This is a genomic window from Flavobacterium sp. 83 (genome assembly GCF_000744835.1).
Lineage (GTDB): Bacteria > Bacteroidota > Bacteroidia > Flavobacteriales > Flavobacteriaceae > Flavobacterium.
The window spans coordinates 1999482-2018049 of sequence record NZ_JQMS01000001.1; the positions used below are offsets into that span (position 1 = coordinate 1999482).

Annotated in this window: 14 protein-coding genes and 1 pseudogene; 6 read left to right on the forward strand and 9 right to left on the reverse strand. The window is 32.2% G+C overall.

The window, feature by feature from the left end:
- Nucleotides 1-141: 141 nt before the first annotated feature.
- The 3 genes and pseudogenes from T410_RS08825 to T410_RS17220 all read right to left on the reverse strand — a co-directional run.
- Complete coding sequence (locus T410_RS08825) at nucleotides 142-810, reverse strand: hypothetical protein (protein WP_035670675.1); 669 nt, start codon at nucleotides 808-810, stop codon at nucleotides 142-144.
- 260 nt (nucleotides 811-1070) lie between these two features.
- Nucleotides 1071-1799, reverse strand: coding sequence for a hypothetical protein (locus tag T410_RS16470; protein WP_152556944.1), 729 nt, complete (start codon nucleotides 1797-1799; stop codon nucleotides 1071-1073).
- 211 nt (nucleotides 1800-2010) lie between these two features.
- A pseudogene (locus T410_RS17220) lies at nucleotides 2011-2112 on the reverse strand (TrmH family RNA methyltransferase); the annotation flags it as partial.
- A gap of 193 nt (nucleotides 2113-2305) precedes the next feature.
- Between T410_RS17220 and gyrB the strand changes: the two are divergent.
- From gyrB to T410_RS16475, 5 genes are all read left to right on the forward strand, one after another.
- Entirely contained in the window at nucleotides 2306-4249 is a 1944-nt protein-coding gene (gyrB, locus tag T410_RS08835) for a DNA topoisomerase (ATP-hydrolyzing) subunit B (protein WP_035670676.1), read from the forward strand.
- A 78-nt stretch (nucleotides 4250-4327) separates the two neighbouring features.
- The gene (gene mdh, locus T410_RS08840) at nucleotides 4328-5263 is read left to right on the forward strand and encodes a malate dehydrogenase (RefSeq protein WP_035670677.1); all 936 of its coding nucleotides are present in this window, start codon (nucleotides 4328-4330) and stop codon (nucleotides 5261-5263) included.
- Between the two features lie 226 nt (nucleotides 5264-5489).
- Complete coding sequence (gene secDF, locus T410_RS08845; protein WP_035670679.1) at nucleotides 5490-8462, forward strand: protein translocase subunit SecDF; 2973 nt, start codon at nucleotides 5490-5492, stop codon at nucleotides 8460-8462.
- 140 nt (nucleotides 8463-8602) lie between these two features.
- A complete protein-coding gene (locus T410_RS08850) occupies nucleotides 8603-9214 on the forward strand; it encodes an acyloxyacyl hydrolase (RefSeq protein WP_035670681.1) in 612 nt (203 codons plus the stop codon).
- An 86-nt stretch (nucleotides 9215-9300) separates the two neighbouring features.
- Entirely contained in the window at nucleotides 9301-11412 is a 2112-nt protein-coding gene (locus T410_RS16475) for a T9SS type B sorting domain-containing protein (RefSeq protein ID WP_051929379.1), read from the forward strand.
- 52 nt (nucleotides 11413-11464) lie between these two features.
- On the opposite strand, the gene lgt is transcribed toward T410_RS16475, so the two are convergent.
- From lgt to T410_RS08880, 5 genes are all read right to left on the reverse strand, one after another.
- On the reverse strand, nucleotides 11465-12397 hold the full coding sequence (lgt, locus tag T410_RS08860) for a prolipoprotein diacylglyceryl transferase (RefSeq protein WP_035670683.1): 933 nt from the start codon (nucleotides 12395-12397) through the stop codon (nucleotides 11465-11467).
- 64 nt (nucleotides 12398-12461) lie between these two features.
- Nucleotides 12462-12710, reverse strand: a complete 249-nt coding sequence (gene yidD, locus T410_RS08865) for a membrane protein insertion efficiency factor YidD (RefSeq protein WP_035670685.1) — start codon at nucleotides 12708-12710, stop codon at nucleotides 12462-12464.
- 79 nt (nucleotides 12711-12789) lie between these two features.
- Nucleotides 12790-14268 carry a cysteine--tRNA ligase gene (cysS, locus tag T410_RS08870; RefSeq protein ID WP_035674303.1) on the reverse strand — a complete coding sequence of 493 codons (1479 nt, stop codon included), beginning with the start codon at nucleotides 14266-14268 and terminating at the stop codon, nucleotides 12790-12792.
- A 125-nt stretch (nucleotides 14269-14393) separates the two neighbouring features.
- Entirely contained in the window at nucleotides 14394-15065 is a 672-nt protein-coding gene (folE, locus tag T410_RS08875; protein ID WP_035670686.1) for a GTP cyclohydrolase I FolE, read from the reverse strand.
- A gap of 238 nt (nucleotides 15066-15303) precedes the next feature.
- Nucleotides 15304-16524: a pyridoxal phosphate-dependent aminotransferase gene (locus T410_RS08880; RefSeq protein WP_035670689.1), complete on the reverse strand. Its 1221-nt coding sequence runs from the start codon at nucleotides 16522-16524 to the stop codon at nucleotides 15304-15306.
- 126 nt (nucleotides 16525-16650) lie between these two features.
- Here T410_RS08880 and T410_RS08885 point away from each other — a divergent pair, with 126 nt between their 5' ends.
- A complete protein-coding gene (locus T410_RS08885) occupies nucleotides 16651-17973 on the forward strand; it encodes a retropepsin-like aspartic protease (RefSeq protein WP_035670691.1) in 1323 nt (440 codons plus the stop codon).
- A gap of 58 nt (nucleotides 17974-18031) precedes the next feature.
- On the opposite strand, the gene T410_RS08890 is transcribed toward T410_RS08885, so the two are convergent.
- Nucleotides 18032-18421: a DUF1573 domain-containing protein gene (locus T410_RS08890; protein ID WP_035674306.1), complete on the reverse strand. Its 390-nt coding sequence runs from the start codon at nucleotides 18419-18421 to the stop codon at nucleotides 18032-18034.
- Between the last annotated feature and the right edge of the window lie 147 nt (nucleotides 18422-18568).

An 18568-nucleotide genomic window follows, 5' to 3' on the forward strand; every position in this document is an offset into this window, starting at 1 on the left:
TATTAGACAAAACCGAGCAATTGCTCGGTTTTGTTGTTTTGACTTGTTTTGTTTTTTCTCGTTGGTGTTTAAAAATTAAGAGAAGTTTTTACTGTGGAGTTTTTTAAATCAATAGGATGAACAACAACTAGAAAGCCTGATTTATTTTTTCAACAATTCTAATTCAAGCTTATTGAGAAAATTATGAATTTCTCCCAATAAAATTTCATTCGTTTCATCACAAAAAATGAAATCATTAGAAATTTTAAATCTTTTCAATCCTTTTTCTGAAATTTCACTTTCTGTAAGGTGTGCAATTTTATTTCTAATTTTATATGCCAATATTAAATTTTTCCAACTTTCATCATTCTCAATATCAAAATCTAAATTTAACCTTAATTTTAAAAAAAAGAAAATGGCATAAAATATTCCTTTTTTGTTCCTGTTTTCAAATTTAACTGAAAATTCAATACTTAAATCTTTGCAGAGTTCACGAAGACCATCTTCTAAATGTGAAATAATCATAATGAAATTTGATTTTCTTTTTAGATCAGGAAAATAATCAATAAATATGTCATCTAAAGCGAATGTTTGATCGTCAACTCCTTCATAATGTGCTATAATGCCTGTTTGATCTTCACCTATTTCATATTCAATATTTTCTTTACCGTAAAGATATTTGATTTTAGAATCTTTAATTTCTTCGGTGCTTAATTTTATGAATGAAGTCAAAAGTTCAAGTTCATATTTAAAATGATTTGAATACCACTTTCGTGGCAGGTTTAAATGAAACTTCGCAGTAAATGGTGCTCTATTATTAATGTCATCCATAAAATTGATTATTGAGATTTATTGATTTTCAAAAAAAAACAGGAATTAGCAAAGATTTATTAACGGTATCCTTTCTTTTTTTTTCTTACAAAAAGATAGAAGAAATGAATGTGAAAATTATAAGGGAATTAAGTTTAGTATCTATGAAAAGTTAAAAAGTGCTTTTGTATCGAGAGATATAAATCCACTTTTGTTGTTTCTTAACTTTATCAAAAAAAAATTTAGTAGTTAGATTCTAAAAAAATCAATATTGTAACCTATTATTTTTTATCTGATTTCATCTTTAATTCTTTAATGTATAATAACATAATACTATCCTTTTTCGTTAAGGCATCTTGTAATCGTGATATTTTTAAATCCTTATCTTTTATGCTTTCTAATGCTTTTTCAATATTTTCAGCGCCTTTGGCTGTCAATATTGTCATATCTTTTGAAATATAAGTTAAGTCTTTTTGCTGCACTTTTAAAGATTCTATTGTTTCTATTAAAATTTTATTTTCATTTTTGTATTTATTGAGCTCGTTTTGTAAAGATAATATTGTAGAATTTAATTTTGTTGATGAAACAGTAGATCTTAGCGGAAGATAGCAGTGTTCAACTTTTAGTATTATTCCGTTTAAATTCAATTGATAAATAGAATTATCATCATTAGAACTCCAAGTATGGTCGTCAATTTTAACTGCTATCGTATTAAGTGTTTTATAATAAGAATCGGCAACAAAATTAGGGCAGTTGTAAACGATATAATAGCATTTACCAGTTTTACGATCTAAATGGTAATTAGCAAGTGCCTGTGGAGGTTTACCATAATCAGTATTCAAGTTAGGATTATAAAATAATATAATTGAAGAATCATTAATTACCTTGTTAAAATATTCTCCCTGACCTTTTATTATTTGTTTTTCAGTATATCCTAGTTGAGCATATCCTGAAATATTTGAAAACAATATATAAACGAAAAGAATTGTTTTTAGTAAATTATGTATCATAATTATTTTAAGAATAAGGAATTTAATTATAATGTATTAATGTTTAATTGTTCGTAAGTATTTTTTTTGAATTTATGAAGTTACTTTAACAAAGTTAACAAAATAGCGTTTGTTTTATTGTCTGAATTTGAAAATTTCTTACAGAAAGTAGATAATAAGCACGAGTATTATTTTTATGTTGTCATTGTAATTGTTTTTTGAAATTGAAATTTTACGACCTAGGTTTATTGCGACCTCTATCATAAAGAACAATACTTCCTGCAACAGATACATTCAAGCTTTTTTCAGATTTGAATTTTACTAAATAATGGCATCTCGGTGTTTGTTTTGAAAATTTGTTTTTTTATAGCCATTGTAATTGACATTGCAATTGATTTTTGCCATTGAAATTGACACTTTTTGTTAATAACTTAACTGCTTAAAAAGTGATTTTAACGGTAATATAATTTGCGTTTTTATATATTTGCGTGTTAGACAAAAATTACATTTTTTTTAGAATAAAATATATGAGCGAAGAAATCAAGAAGGACAATTATTCAGCAGATAGTATTCAAGCATTAGAAGGAATGGAGCACGTAAGAATGCGTCCATCGATGTATATTGGAGATGTGGGTGTTCGAGGATTGCATCATTTAGTTTATGAAGTGGTGGATAACTCTATCGATGAAGCAATGGGAGGTCATTGTGATACGATTATAGTTGATATAAATGAAGATGGATCTATTTCTGTTGAAGATAACGGACGTGGTATTCCAGTAGGTATTCATAAAAAAGAAGGTGTTTCTGCGTTGGAGGTTGTAATGACCAAAATTGGTGCCGGAGGAAAATTTGATAAAGATTCCTATAAAGTTTCAGGAGGTCTTCACGGTGTTGGGGTTTCGGTGGTAAATGCATTGTCAAACCATTTGAGAGCTACTGTTCATAGTAGTGATGGAAAAGTATATGAGCAAGAATATGAAAAAGGAAAAGCGTTATATCCAGTAAAACAAATTGGGGAAACTACAAAAAGAGGAACAATCGTTACTTTTTATCCTGATCCAAGTATTTTTACCCAAACAATTGAATATTCGTATGATACTTTATCAGCTCGTATGCGTGAATTGTCATACTTGAATAAAGGAATTACAATTACATTTACAGATAAAAGAGAACTAGATAAAGATGGAAATTTTGTGTCAGAAGTGTTTCATTCTGATGAGGGTTTAAAAGAATATATCCGTTATTTAGATGGAAACCGCGAGCCAATTATTGCGCACGTAATTTCTATGGATCATGAAAAAGGGGAAATTCCTGTTGAGGTGGCATTGATTTATAACACAAGTTATACCGAAAATATTTTTTCCTACGTAAATAATATCAATACTCACGAGGGAGGAACGCACTTGCAAGGTTTTAGAACTGGTCTTACTAGATCATTAAAGAAATATGCGGATGCTTCGGGAATGTTGGACAAACTGAAATTTGATATTTCTGGTGATGACTTTCGTGAAGGATTGACGGCTATTATTTCTGTAAAAGTTGCTGAACCGCAATTTGAAGGGCAAACCAAAACTAAACTTGGAAACAGAGAAGTTGTTTCGCCGGTAAGTCAAGCAGTGAGTGAAATGATTGAAAATTATTTGGAAGAAAATCCAAATGATGCTCGTATCATTGTTCAAAAAGTAATTCTTGCAGCACAGGCACGTCACGCAGCCAAAAAAGCGCGTGAAATGGTGCAACGTAAAACTGTAATGGGTGGCGGTGGATTGCCAGGAAAACTTTCTGATTGTTCTGAACAAGATCCTGCAAAATGTGAAGTATATCTTGTCGAGGGAGATTCGGCGGGTGGAACTGCAAAACAAGGTCGTGACCGTGCGTTTCAAGCGATTTTGCCATTACGTGGTAAGATTTTGAACGTTGAGAAAGCAATGCACCACAAAGTTTTTGAAAACGAAGAGATCCGAAATATATTTACGGCACTTGGTGTAACTATTGGAACAGAAGAAGACAGTAAAGCGTTGAATATTTCGAAATTGCGTTACCATAAAGTAATTATTATGTGTGATGCCGATGTCGATGGTAGTCACATCTCTACTTTGATTTTGACGTTTTTCTTCCGTTTTATGAAAGAATTAATAGAGGAAGGACACGTATATATTGCTGCGCCACCTTTGTATTTAGTTAAAAAAGGAAATAAAAAAGAATACGCTTGGAATGATGATCAGCGTGATCAAGCTAATGCTAGAATGGGCGGAAGCGCAGGAATCCAACGTTATAAAGGTCTTGGAGAGATGAATGCAGAGCAATTATGGGAAACTACGATGGATCCAGGATTTAGAACTTTACGTCAAGTAAATATTGACAGTCTTGCTGAAGCGGATAGAGTTTTCTCGATGTTAATGGGAGACGAAGTGCCACCAAGAAGAGAATTCATTGAGAAAAATGCAGTTTACGCTAATATTGATGCTTAATTAAAAAGTTTATTCGTTGATTTGGTTATTTGTTTAATCGATTCAACGGCTAGACAATAACCGAATAAACATAAAAATATGAAAGTTACCATTGTAGGAGCAGGGAATGTAGGTGCAACCTGTGCAGATGTAATTTCTTATAGAGGAATTGCTAGCGAAGTAGTATTATTGGATATCAGAGAAGGATTTGCTGAAGGTAAAGCTTTAGATATTATGCAATGTGCTACAAATACAGGTTTTAATACCAAAGTATCAGGTGTTACTAACGATTATTCTAAAACATCAGGAAGCGATGTAGTGGTAATTACATCGGGGATTCCTAGAAAACCAGGAATGACTCGTGAGGAACTAATAGGTATTAACGCAGGAATTGTGAAAACGGTTGCTGAAAATGTATTGAAATATTCTCCGGATACTATTATAGTGGTAGTTTCTAATCCTATGGATACAATGACTTATTTGGCTTTGAAATCTACTGGATTACCAAAAAACAGAATAATAGGGATGGGTGGAGCATTAGATAGTTCTCGTTTTAGAACGTATTTATCTTTAGCTTTAGACAAACCTGCAAATGATATTTCGGCAATGGTGATAGGCGGACATGGTGATACGACTATGATTCCTTTAACTCGTTTAGCATCTTATAATGGAATACCGGTAACTGAATTTCTTTCGGAAGAAGTATTGCAAAAAGTAGCTGCTGATACTATGGTAGGTGGTGCTACGCTTACAGGTCTTTTAGGGACGTCAGCTTGGTATGCTCCTGGAGCTTCAGTTGCTTATTTGGTTGATAGTATTTTGAATGATCAAAAGAAAATGATAGCTTGTTCTGTTTTTGTTGAAGGAGAATATGGTCAAAATGATATCTGTATAGGTGTGCCTTGTATTATTGGTAAAAATGGAGTAGAAGAAATTCTTGATATTGCGCTAAATGAGCAAGAAAAAGCATTGTTTGCTAAAAGTGCTGATGCAGTTAGACAAATGAATGATGCCTTAAAATCAATTTTAGTATAATATTTTAATTATAAAAGAGAGAAGACTGCACTTTAGCAGTCTTTTTTTTGAGATTAATCAATAAATAAATTGCTTAATCTTAACGTTAATTATATATTTGCTCGGTTTAAAAAAAATGATGTAATTCCTGATGTTCTTTTTTGGTTCCAAAAAACGATGGAAAGTCTTGCTCTTTAAGGTTTAAAGCAAAAATAAATAAATAAAAAATAATTAATTTTTAGTAATAATGCAGAATAAAGGACTTATTAAATTTTTCGCAATTCTATTTGCATTGGTAAGTATTTACCAACTTTCTTTCACTTTTGTCGCAAGCAAAGTAAAAAACGATGCAAAATCTTTTGCTGGTGGGAATACTGAGAAAGAAGTTAAATATTTAGATTCTATCGGTAAGGAAAAAGTATTTAATCTTGGGTTTACTGATTTTACTTTTAATGAAGTAAGTGATAAACAAATTAATAAAGGTCTTGACTTAGAAGGAGGTATTAATGTAATACTTCAAATCTCTGTTAAAGATATATTGAAAGGATTATCTAACAATTCAAAAAATCCAGTTTTCAATAAATCGTTGGCTGATGCTACTGCAGATTTACAAGGAAATAAGTCGTATTTAGATAAGTTCTTTGATGCTTTTGAAGCAAATTCAAAAGGAACTATAAAATTAGCTTCTCCTGATATTTTTGCAAATAGAAGTTTGCAAGGTGAAGGTGGAGTAGATTTTCAGATGACTGATGCACAAGTTCAAAAAGTAATCAAAAGAAAAGTTGATGAATCTGTAGAAAGTGCTTTTGGTGTATTAAGAAAACGTATCGATAAATTTGGTGTAACACAACCAAATATTCAAAAATTAGGAGAATCTGGAAGAATCTTAGTAGAACTTCCTGGTGCTAAAGATGTTGATAGAATAAAAAAATTATTACAAAGTACTGCTCAATTAGAGTTTTGGGAAACGTATAAAATTGATGAAATTGGTAATTTTTTAATGGCTGCAAATGAGTCATTGAAAAAAACTGAAATCAGTAAAGGAGAAGTTAAAACTGTTGCAAAAGATTCTTTGAGTGCCTTGTTAACAGACGGAAAAGATTCAGCAGCAAATAAAAAAGGAAATAATCCTTTATTGGATAAAATGATAGGTCAAGGTGGTGGACCAGTTTTAGGTCTTTTTTCACCAAAAGATACTGCTGTAGTTAACGGATATTTCAAAAGAGCAGATATCAGAGTTTTATTAGCAGGTGACCAACGTTATGCAAAATTTGTATGGGGTAAACCAACTACTATTAAAGATGCTAAGGCAAAAGACATTGATGCAGTTGAATTATATGCGTTAAAAGGGAATAGAGATAATGTACCTTCAATGGGTGGTAGTGTTGTGACTGATGCAAAAGATACTTTTGATCAATTAGGCAAACCAGCTGTTTCTATGCAAATGAATAACCAAGGTGCTAAAGCTTGGGAAGAGTTAACTGGTAGAGCTTATACACAAAAAAGCAACATTGCTATTGTACTTGATGATATTGTTTATTCTGCTCCGGGTGTTTCCAGTGGTCCAATTGCAGGAGGCAGATCTGAAATTTCAGGAACTTTTGATGTTACAGAAACTAAAGATTTAGCTAATGTTTTAAGAGCAGGTAAATTACCAGCTGCTGCAGATATTGTTCAATCAGAAGTTGTAGGGCCATCCTTAGGTCAAGAGGCTATTGATAATGGAACAACTTCTGCACTTGTAGGATTGCTTTTAGTGTCACTTTGGATGATCGTTTATTATGGAAAAGCAGGTTGGTATGCTAATATTGCTTTAGCAGTTAACTTACTATTCTTATTTGGAATTTTAGCAAGTTTAGGTGCTGTATTAACATTGCCTGGTATTGCAGGTATCGTTTTAACGATGGGTACTGCAGTTGATGCGAATATCATTATTTATGAAAGAGCAAAAGAAGAATTACGAGCTGGAAAAACATTGGGAGAAGCTGTTATTGCTTCATACAGTTGGAAAGGCGCTATGCGTTCTATTGTAGATGCAAACGTTACACACATTTTAATTGGTACAGTATTGTTTATTTTTGGTTCAGGACCAATCAAAGGTTTTGCTACAACATTATTAATTGGTATTATAACTTCATTATTTACTTCAATCTTTATTGCAAGAATTTTTATAGACAAGAATATTGCTGGTAAAAATGATTTGTCATTTGTTACTAATTTCTCTAAAAATTTCTTTACTAATTTCCATTTTGATTTCTTAGGTGTAAAAAAATGGACGTATGCTTTTTCTACAATTGTAGTTATTATTAGTTTTGTTTCTTTATTTACAAATGGTTTAGATCAAGGTGTTGATTTTGTAGGAGGTAGGACTTTTCAAGTACGTTTTGAAAAACCAGTTAGCGCTGAAATTGTAAAAGCAGAATTAGCAAAAGTATTTGAAGGAAGTGCTGAAGTAAAAATATTTGGTAATGATAACCAATTAAAAATTACGACAAAATATAAAGTACAAGAACACGGAACTCAAGCTGATGAAGAAGTAAATAAGTTATTGTATGATAATTTAAAAGTACATTTCTCTGCAGGTTTAACATATGATAAATTTGTAAATGCTTATGAAGGAAAAAAATTAGGTATTTTACAAGCTTCAAAAGTAGGGCCAACTGTAGCAGAAGATATTAAAACGAATGCATATTGGGCTGTTCTTGGAGCTATGCTAATTGTATTTTTATATTTGTTTATCAGTTTCAGAAAATGGCAATATGGTCTAGGGGCGATTGCTGCTGTTGCGCATGATGTTATCTTCGTATTAGGTATTTACTCATTGTGTTATAAATTTATGCCTTTCGGTATGGAAATCGATCAACATTTTATTGCTGCGATTCTTACTGTTATTGGATATTCTATGAATGATACCGTTATTGTATTTGACAGGGTTCGTGAATTCTTAGACGGAAAAACTAAAGGTAATTTTGGGGAAATTGTAAATAAATCAATTAATTCAACAATGTCCAGAACAATTAATACTTCATTGACTATGATTGGTGTATTATTAATCATGTTTATTTTTGGAGGAGAATCAATCAGAGGATTCATCTTTGCAATGTTAGTAGGTATTATTGTAGGAACATATTCTTCATTGTTTATCGCTACACCAGTATTGGTAGATACGATCTCAAGAGAAGATAAAAAATTAATCGAAAAACAGCATTCAGAAGTTTAAGATTTATTTTAATCATATTTTAAAAAAAAGATCCAGCGAAAGTTGGATCTTTTTTTGTGATAAATAGTAGCATTTATTCAACTATAATAGTTAATTTTATTTATTAGTATTTAGTTTAATCTCTTTTAAATGAATTGATTATGTGTAGGAAAATACTTTTTATACTGTTGTTATTTTTATTTCATACTTCTTTTTCCCAAAAAAATAAGAATGATTTAATGATGGGTTTTTTGTATGGTTTTGGACATGAATTTAAAAATAAGAACTACACTTTTGATAATCAGTTTTATAAAATACATGTTGGTTATGTAATTAAAAAAACTAAAAGATGTACATGGGAATTAGTAGTTGAGCCAGAGATTAATTTGGGTCAACACAAACTTATTAATCCTTTTTTTATTACATCAAATGATCCTGATTATTTGATTAAAAGAGAATATTATTCCAGAATTAATAGTATCAGTCAATACATTTTGAATTTAGGTATTATCATAAGGAAACCCATTTCTAATACGCTTAGTATTTTTATTTTAGGAAGTACTGGTCCATTGATATCTGATGTAGAAACAGAACGTTTGGCTAAAGGGTTTGCTTTATCAAATACTTTGGCTGTCGGTATTGACTTAGAAATTAACAAATTTATTTTTGAAATTAGGCCAAGTTTTCGACATGTTTCTAATGCAGGTTTAAACAGTCCAAACTTAGGTTTTAATACTACTAATATTGAATTTGGTGTTTTCTATAATTTATGAATTTTTATTTTTTTTACAATTAATTTCAATAAAACTTTATTTTTAATATATTTACCTTAATCCAATCTATTTTTAAAATTTGAACAGTGAAAAAGAGTATAATTTTATTAGTCTTTGTTTGTTTTGCTGATTTGTTTCTTGGTTCCAGTATTTTTGGTCAAACTACACCTCCAACTCCAAATCCGCAATATTTGTATTATTGTTTGAATGAAACTGCAACTCCTTTATCTGCAATATCTTCTGGAGGAGGGACTTTAAGATGGTATACAGCAGTTACAGGAGGGACATTTTCTATCACTGCTCCAACACCTTCGACAGCTACAGCTGCAACTGGAGGTAGCCCGATTACTTATTATGTAACGCAGATAGTAAGTGGAGTTGAAAGTACGCCTAGAACTCCAATATATGTATACGTTAATCAACAATTAGATTTATATTGCCAAACAGTAACACCAAATTCTATTAAATTTGATTTTGCGAATACTGGACAATCTAGTTTTACCTATAGTTATACAATTGATGGTGGATTACCTATTACAGGCACACATAATGCTCCTTCTAACTTTACAGTAGCAGGTTTGAATGAAAAACAAACAGTAGTATTCACTCTTACAGCAGTTGGTGCAAAACCTTGTGTGACTTCCCAAACAGAAAGCTGTACTACAATATGTTCCCCAACGAGTATTGTAACTCCAAATTTTACCGCGATAGCACCTTTTTGTTCAGGAAGTGTAGCACCTGTTTTATCAACTACATCCCCAAATGGTATAACTGGAACCTGGTCTCCGGCTGTAATAAGCAATGCTACAAGTGGGAATTATATTTTTACGCCTGATCCAGTATTATTTCCTTGCGCAACAACGCAAACTTTGAATGTATCGGTTAAGCCATTGACAACACCAACCTTCACCGGAATTCCAACTACGGTTTGTCAGAATGCAACACCGCCTATTTTGCCTTTAAGTTCAAATAACACAACGGCTATTTCAGGTACTTGGAGTCCATCTGCAGTTAATACAGCAGTTTTGGGCCCAATTACTTATACTTTTACCCCTAATTCAGGTCAATGTAGTTCTTTGGCGCTATCAACTGTCACAATAAATATTGTGCCTGTTGTAACCCCTAATTTTACTAATATTCCTCCTTTCTGTTTTGGTTCTACAGCTCCACTTTTGACTAATACGTCACCAAACCGAATAACTGGAACTTGGTCTCCGGTAAATATTAATAATGTAGCTAATGGTAGTTATGTATTTACACCGAACGCGAATCAATGTGCAACAACTCAAACTTTGAACGTAGTTGTTATTCCAAAAACAACCCCAAATTTTACTGCGATTCCTTCATTTTGTTCTGGTTCGGCTGCACCGCTGTTAGCCACCACTTCTCCAAATGGGATTAGTGGTACTTGGTCACCCGCAACAATTAGTAATACTACAAGCGGCAGTTATGTTTTTACGCCAAATGCAACGGAATGTGCTACAACTCAAACTTTAGCTGTAATTATAAATCCTTTAATTCAGCCCAGTTTTACTGATTTGTCAATTTGTTCCGGTAATGCAGTTCCTATTTTGAATAGTATATCGCCAAATGGAATTACAGGAACCTGGTTGCCAATAGTTATTAATACTACAAGCGGAGCTTATGTATTTACTCCAAATCCAAATCAATGCTCAACTTCTAAAACTATTAATGTTACAGTCAATCAATCTACTCTTGTTAATGTAGATTGGACCGTAACGGAGGCGTTTTCAAAAAATCAAATTGTAACGATTAATGCTACTGCGGTTGGTGACTATTTATATCAATTGGATGACGGACCATTTCAAGAAAGCCCTATTTTTGAATACGTTTCTTTAGGCACTCATTCAATTACTGTTCAAGATAAAAATGGATGCAGCCCTCCAATAACTAGAAATAATGTTTTAGTCATTGATTATCCTAAATTTTTCACACCTAATAATGATAGTTATAATGATACTTGGAATATTTTTAGTTTAGAAGATCAAACTGATTCTAAGATTTTGATATTTGATCGTTATGGTAAACTTTTAAAAGAAATTAGACCGAATGGTTTAGGTTGGGATGGAAGATATATTGGACAACCGATGCCAGCTAATGATTATTGGTTTACTGTTGATTATATGGAACAAAATGTTCCTAAAAAATTTAAATCTCATTTTTCTTTAAAAAGATAAAACAAAAAAGCTTCCAAATATTGGAAGCTTTTTTGTTTTAGGGATTTAGGGCTTAATGTTCTACTTTAACAGGCTTTTCGGCTGTAAAAACAAAATACAATCCTATTAGGATAAAAGGAATGCTTAGCCATTGTCCAGTTGAAAGCAAGCCTAGCTCATTTTCAAAACCTCCTTGACTCTCTTTTACAGATTCTACAACAATACGTACTGTAAATAAAAGCACTAGAAACAGACCAAATAAATATCCAGATTTCAGTCTTGCCTCTGTTTTCCAATACATGAAAAATAATATAGCAAATACAAAAATGTAGCAAAATGCTTCGTATAACTGGGTAGGATGTTTAGCAGGAACTTGTTCTAACAATGCTGCAAATTTGGGATCAGTGGCTATAGCGTGGTAAGCAGTCTTTGGGTCAGCTATTTGAGTAGCGTTAACAGCATCTGCAGGGCTAAATTTGTCACGCAGAAAACGTATTCCAAATGATGATGTTGTTTCTTTACCTACAATTTCCGAATTGAAAAAATTACCTAATCTTACAAAAATAGCGCCACTCGCAACAGGGATTACGACTCTGTCTAAAATCCACAATTGAGGTCTTTTTAAAATATTTTTGCTGTAAAAGTACATGGCAATTATGATTGATATAGCCGCTCCATGACTTGCTAAACCTTGAAAGCCGGTGAATTCAAATTTAGGCGAGAATCGAAATGGTAAAAATATCTCCAGTAAGTGATTGCGGAAATATTCCCAATCATAAAATAAGACATGGCCTAATCGCGCTCCAATCAATGTTGCAAGAACAGTCCATATAAAAAGAGAATCTAATTTCTCTATGGATTCGCCTTCACGTTCAAAAATATTTTTCATGATGTACCAGCCTAATCCAAAAGCAACTACAAACATCAGGCTGTAATAACGTATTACAAAAAAGCCCAAATCAATTCCTTCTGATGGATTCCAAACGATGTTCAAAGCGTGTGTCATTTAATATTGTTTTTTATGAATTGTAAAAATATATATTTAAAGTAAAAATAGTACTTATATAAAGTTAATGTTTGTGATTGCATTTTTTTTCAGGAACAGGATCGTAACCACTTTTTCCCCATGGGTGGCAGCTTAAAATTCTTTTAATACCTAAAAAAGCTCCATAAAATAATCCGTGTGTTTGTAGTGCCTCAATCATGTAAGAAGAACAGGTAGGTTCAAATCTACAGGCTGAAGGTGTATAGGGAGATATAGCAGTTTGATAAAACCGAACAAGAATTACAAATGGAAAAATTAGGATTCTTGATAACATGATTCTATTTTTTAGAATTTAAAACTTCGATATTTGTTATTCAATTTCAATTTTCAATCTGTAGTCGTAAAGTTATTGATTAGATGCTAAACGTAGTTCCCTCTTTTCCATCTTTCAATTGAATACCTAAAGCAATTAATTGATCCCGAATCTGGTCTGACAATGCGAAATTTTTATTGTCTCTTGCTTGTTTTCGCATTTCAATTAACATATTTACCGTGCCCTCTAATTTATCATTAGTACTGTCTGAAATTTTCTCATCCTCTAATCCTAAAACATCAAATACAAACCCATTAATGGCAGCAGTGAATGTTTTCAAATCTTCGGCTGTTAGAGTTTCTTTTCCTTCTTTTAATAGATTGATAAAACGAACGCCTTCAAATAATTGTGCAATTAGAATAGGGGTATTGAAATCATCATTCATGGCATCATAACAAGACTGTTTCCAAGTAGCAATGTCAATTGTAGAGTTTGGATTGGTGTTTAAATCTTTTGCAGCATCTATCGCCTCCATTAATCTTTTGTAGCCTTTTTCGGCTGCAACAATGGCATCATCAGAGAAATCAAGAATACTTCTATAATGGGCTTGTAGCATAAAGAAACGCGCAACTGATGCTGAAAAAGCTTTACTTAAAATAGTATTTTCTCCAGTCAATATTTCTCTTGGCAAAATATTATTCCCTGTGGATTTAGCCATTTTTTTGCCGTTTAGCGTCAGCATATTGGCATGCATCCAATAATTTACAGGAGTTTGACCTGTGCAGGCTTCGTTTTGAGCAATTTCACATTCATGATGAGGGAATTTTAAATCCATTCCGCCTCCATGAATATCAAAATGATTGCCTAAGTATTTAGTGCTCATAGCAGTACATTCTAGATGCCATCCAGGGAAACCATCGCTCCAAGGCGAAGGCCAACGCATTATATGTTGTGGTTCGGCTTTTTTCCAAAGCGCAAAATCTTGTGGATTTCTTTTGTCGCTTTGTCCGTCAAGATCTCTGGTATTAGCGAGCATGTCTTCAATATTCCTGCCGCTTAATCTGCCATAATGATTAGTTTCATTGAATTTGACCACATCAAAATATACAGATCCGTTGGCTTCGTAACCAATTCCTTTATCAATAATAGTCTTAATGATTTCTATTTGTTCAATGATATGACCCGTTGCTGTAGGTTCAATACTTGGCGGCAAAAAATTAAAGGCATTCAGGATGTCATGAAAATCTACCGTATATCGCTGTACCACTTCCATTGGTTCCAGTTGCTCTAAACGTGCTTTTTTCGCAATTTTATCCTCTCCTTCATCCACATCATCCACAATATGCCCTACATCAGTTATATTACGAACATAACGCACTTTGTAATCCAAATGCAAAAAATATCTAAATATAACATCAAAAGACATGAATGTTCTCACATTACCAAGATGCACATTGCTGTAAACCGTTGGTCCACAAACATACATTCCAACATTGCCTTCATGAATAGGTGTAAATGTTTCTTTTTCTCCCGAAAGAGAATTGTATATTTTTAGAGTTTGACTTTTATATAGTGGCATTTGTGTCTTTTTTGGAGCTTTTTCCCGCTGTACGCTATATCTTTTTATGGTTAAAAAAGCCATAAAAAGGATGTCGCTTCCATCAGGGCTAGGGCTTTATCGGTTAAATAGAGTTTATTTGTATTTTAGAACTTTGTTTCTAATTTAATATAATCCAAAAACTCTCTCTTAGTTTGAACATCTTTAAATTTCCCACCAAATTCTGAGGTTACCGTGCTGCTTTCAATATCGCTTATTCCTCTTGAATTCACACAAAGATGTTTGGCATCAATTACACAAGCCACATCTTCAGTTCCTAATGCCATTTGTAATTCTTGAACGATTTGCATTGTCAAACGCTCTTGCACCTGAGGTCTTTTAGAATAATATTCTACAATTCGGTTCATTTTAGAAAGCCCAATTACTCTTCCATTAGAAATATAAGCTACATGAGCTCTTCCAATAATTGGTAATAAATGATGTTCACAAGTAGAGTAAAGAGTAATGTTTTTTTCGACTAACATTTCACCATATTTGTAATTATTGTCAAAAGTAGATGCTTTTGGCTTTCTTGTAGGATTCAATCCTCCAAAGATTTCTTTTACAAACATTTTAGCAACGCGATTAGGAGTTCCTTTCATGCTGTCATCTGTCAAATCCATTCCAAGAGTAATTAGAATATTTTCAACATCTTTTTTAATTTTTTCTATTTTTTCTTCGTCTGAAATAGCAAATGCATCGTCTCTTACTGGATTTTTTGCACTTGTACTTATGTGATTGTTTCCTATCTCGTCTTGAAATTCTTCGTTATTTATCATCAAAAGGTACTATTATATTGGGTATGTAAATTTAAGGGGTAAAGATAATTAATAAAAACTAAAGAATTTCTATCGTTTATACTATTTAATGATGACTTTATAGCCAATTTTAGTAAATTATGATTTTCTAATTGATTAAAAAAAACAAAGGCAATAACTTATGGGTTACTGCCTTTAATTAAATATTTGAAATCTTTTGGTTATCAATACGATAGTAAAGATGTTTTTAAATTTGGAATTATTCTACTTCAATTAACTTTTTTAGTCGGGTTGAATTATAAACCGGTATCGCTTCTTTTAGGATACGAACTGCGCTAATCAAATCTTCTTTGTTAAGCACATAAGCGATACGCACTTGGTTTAATCCCATTCCTGGGGTTGAATAAAAACCGGCAGCAGGAGCAACCATAACGGTTTCACCATTCAAATCATAACTTTCTAAAAGCCATTGTGCAAAATCATCTGTATTATCTACAGGAAGTTGCGCAATACAATAAAAAGCAGCTTTAGGTTTGGTGACAATTACACCTTCGATATTATTTAATTCCGAAATTAAGGTATCTCTGCGCTCTTTATATTCTGAAATTACTTCGTCAAAATAACTTTGAGGAGTATCAATGGCAGCTTCACATGCTATTTGTTCAATTGTAGGCGGACACAAGCGGGCTTGAGCAAATTTCATTGCTGCTGAGATTACCTCTTTGTTTTTTGTAACCATGCAACCAATTCGGGCACCGCACATACTGTAGCGCTTAGATACTGAATCGATCATGATGACATTTTGTTCCAGTCCTTCAAGATTCATTACTGAATAGTGAATATCTTCATCGTATATAAATTCACGGTAGACTTCATCTGCAATCAAGAATAAATCGTATTGTTTAGCGAGTTTTCCTAATTGTAAAATTTCTGATTCAGAATACAAATAACCGGTAGGGTTACTCGGATTACAAATTAAAATAGCTTTGGTTTTTGCAGTTATTAATTTTTCAAATTCTTCAATTGGAGGTAACGTAAAGCCACTTTCAAAAACTGAATTTACAGGAACTACCGTAGCACCGGATTCTGCCGAAAAAGCACTGTAATTAGCATAAAAGGGTTCTGGGATAATGATTTCATCTCCCTGATCCATAATGCTTCCTAAAGCAAATAAAAGTGCTTCTGATCCGCCAGTAGTAATCATGATGTCTTCAAAAGAAACTTTTACATCTTGATTGGTATAAAATTCGGCTAATTTTTTTCTATAACTTTCATAACCTGCAGAAGGACCGTATTCAATAATGCTTAAATCAATATTTTTAATGGCATTAATGGCCACTTCGGGACTTTTTATATCGGGTTGACCTATATTCAAATGGTATACTTTATGACCCTTTTTTTTTGCCATTTCGGCAAAAGGAGCCAATTTTCGTATTGGTGATTCGGGCATTTGCTTGCCTCTGTTGGATATATTTGGCATGTTTAAAATTATTGAAATGCAAATTTGCAATTTTTTTTTCAAACTTACTGTAATTAATAAGTCTATTTGGTATCAAAAACGCACTATTATGTTGTATTTTTAGTAACTTTATACAAACAATTCTTAATGAAAAAGGTAATTATTTTATTTTTTCTCCTTTTCAATACCTTGACTATTTTAGCACAAGATGGTTTTCAGTTTAGTAAAAAGGTTGATAAAACGACGATTCCTTTCAAATTTATTAATAATTTAATTTTCATTCCTATCAAGGTCAACGGTGTAGAATTAAATTTTTTATTGGATTCTGGTGTTGAAGAAACCATTTTGTTTAGTTTGGAAGATAAAAAAGAAATTGAATTTTCTAATGTCGAAAAAATAACCCTGCGTGGTCTAGGAAGTGAAGATGCCATCGAAGGTTTAAAATCGACTAATAATATCTTAGAGGCGGGAGGGGTGAAATCGAATAATCATTTGCTATATATCGTTTTGGATCAGGAATTTAATTTGTCTTCTCATGTTGGAATTCCAGTAAATGGAATTATTGGATATCAGTTTTTTAGAAATAATTTGGTGGAAATTGATTATGAAAGAAGAAGGGTAATTGTTTACAGGGACATTGAAAAAAATCGAAAGAAAATTGAGAGAAGATTTGAGAAGGTTGCTATTTCAATTGAAAAACTAAAACCATACATCATAAATACTATAAGTATTGATTCAGTTGAGTTTCCTGCTAAATTATTAATAGATATAGGCAATAGCGATGCACTTTGGCTCTTTGAAAGTCGTTCCAAATTGATACGAGTTCCTGTTAAAAATTTTGATGATTATTTAGGCAAGGGATTTAGTGGTGATGTAGAAGGGAAAAGAGCAAGAATTTCAAAATTTGCTTTGTCGAAATTTGAATTTCATAATCCTATTGTTGCTTTCCCGGATTCCAGTTCAATTCGAAATGTAAAAATGGTTTCCGGTAGAGTGGGGTCAGTGGGAGGTGAGATTTTGAGAAGATTTTCAGTTGTTTTGGACTATGCGAATGGGTTCCTATACTTAAAGAAAAACAAAGAATATTTTTCGGTTTTTAATTACAACAAAAGCGGAGTCGAAATACAGCATCACGGTTTGCAATGGGTACAGGAAACAGTTATTTTACATACTGTCCCTTCAGTTACCGTGGACGATCCGATTAAGTCAGATAAAAGTGATTTTAAATATAAATTCAATTTAAAACCTGTTTATGAAATTGCTAATGTCAGAAAAAATTCACCAGCAGCAAATTCTGGTTTGCAAAAAGGAGATATAATTGTTTCAATCAATAAAAATTTAGGATACAAATATTCTTTACAGGAAATTAATTCCCTTTTTAAATCGGAGGATGAAAAATGGATTGTATTAGAAATTGAAAGGCATGGTGAAATTCTTAAATTTAGGTTTCAGCTACAAAATATTTTATGAAAAAAAGCGCTTCTTGAAATGAGTGTCAAAAAGCGCTTTCAAAATATCTAAAAATGCCTTAATTAGGCATTACTTCTCCTTTAATCTTTAATGCGACTCTTCCTTCTTCATAATTTACCGCATTAGATTCTACAGTAATTGTTTTGCGGATAGGACCTAGAGCCATATTGTATTTTACTTCAATTTTCCCTGTTTTTCCTGGTAAAATTGCTGTTTTTGGTTGCGATAAAATGGTGCTGCTAGCAGTAGATTGTACCGAAGTGATAATCAACGGAGTATTTCCGGTATTTGTGAATTCAAAAGCTCTTATGCCATTGTCACTAGATTTGGAAATCCTGCCATAATCAATAGTATTGTCTTTAGCTGCAAATTCAATTTTAGCACCAGATTGTGCAAAACTTAAAGCGCTGACAAATACGATTGCGATTAACGTTATTATTTTTTTCATTTTCATTTTTTTTTTGATTCGGTTAAGTAAATGTACTTTCTTTTAATTAAAGCACAAATATTTATTTCTCTTTTTATACTGTACTTAATTATTTACTTTTGTCCCAAATAGAATTACAAATATCAGACCAAATTTTAAAAGGTTATT